The 1,332-nt window shown below is 52.9% G+C and carries 1 protein-coding gene; it reads left to right on the top strand.

Going from position 1 to position 1,332, the window contains the following annotated elements; genetic code table 11:
- Positions 1 to 4: 4 nt before the first annotated feature.
- Positions 5 to 1,332, top strand: a 1,328-nt coding sequence (locus EIC84_RS25815; protein WP_134737364.1) for an IS3 family transposase, incomplete at its 3' end; no start/stop codon positions are given.

Raw genomic sequence — 1,332 nt, forward strand, 5'->3', positions numbered from 1 at the left:
GTTCATGTACTCATACGCAGACAGGATTCGTGCAGTTGAGCTTTACATCAAGCTTGGCTTGCGTGCCAGAGCCACGATTCGCCAGTTGGGGTACCCAACCAAGAACGCATTGAAAGGCTGGTATCAGCACTACCTGAAGCATCAGGATTTGCCAGCAAGCCAAGCTCCAAGAGCACCAAAATATTCTCTGAAGCAAAGGGAGGTGGCGGTTGCTCATTACCTCTCCCATGATCGCTGTATTGCTGCAACGATGAGGGCTTTGGGTTATCCGGGTCGAGGAACGTTGACTGCGTGGGTTCGGCAAGACTGCCCTGACACCTGCAAATCGAGAGTAGGCAGATCTTGGCCGGCTACAAAGCCGAATACTTTGATGTGTGAGGGCGTGGTGCAACTGTGTACCCGTCAATCAACTGCACAGGAGATTGCGGACAAGTTAGGGGTGTGTAGGGGGACCTTGTACAACTGGAAAAATCAGTTGCTTGGCCCTTGTGCCCCTGCCTCGATGAAACACAGTCCAAAGCGATCGCCAGTGTTGGATGAAGCAGCACTCAGGCGCCAAGTTGAATCATTGCGCCAGGATGTTCGGCGGCTGAAGATAGAGCGGGAGCTTCTCAAACAGGCCCATGAAATCTTAAAAAATGGGGCTGGCATTGATCTGCATAGCCTGGCAAACAAAGATAAGGCTGTGCTGGTTGAAGCGTTGCGCGGTCAGTATGAATTGCCAGAACTGCTTTCTCTTGTTGGCCTTGCTAGAAGCTCGTACTTTTACCATCGTGCCCGGCTGAAGCTGGCTGACAAATACTTGGATGTACGCCGAAGCATCACAGAGATCTTCGACAACAACTACCGTTGCTATGGGTACCGCAGGGTACAGGCATCTCTGCTCAAGGAGTGCACGGGCATCTCAGAGAAGGTGGTTCGTCGGCTGATGAAGCAGGAGGGGTTGATCGTGGCCAAGCCCAAACGCCGCAGATATAACTCCTACCTTGGAGAGATAGGTGCTGCCCCGCAAAACCTCATCAATCGAGACTTCCATGCTGCTGCGCCCAATGAGAAGTGGCTCACAGACATTACTGAATTCCAAATCCCTGCTGGCAAGGTTTACCTGTCGCCAGTCATTGATTGCTTTGACGGGCTGGTGGTGAGCTGGTCGATTGGGACTCATCCCAACGCAAATCTCGTCAACACAATGCTGGATGCGGCCATTGATGCTGCTCAAGGCAGTGAGAGCCGCCCTGTGATTCATTCTGATCGTGGAGCTCACTACCGCTGGCCGGGCTGGCTCTCGAGGATCCATGATGCAAAGCTGATTCGCTCGATGTCTCGCAAAGG

It is taken from the genome of Comamonas sp. A23 (genome assembly GCF_004522605.1).
In the GTDB taxonomy this organism is placed as follows: domain Bacteria; phylum Pseudomonadota; class Gammaproteobacteria; order Burkholderiales; family Burkholderiaceae_C; genus Comamonas; species Comamonas thiooxydans.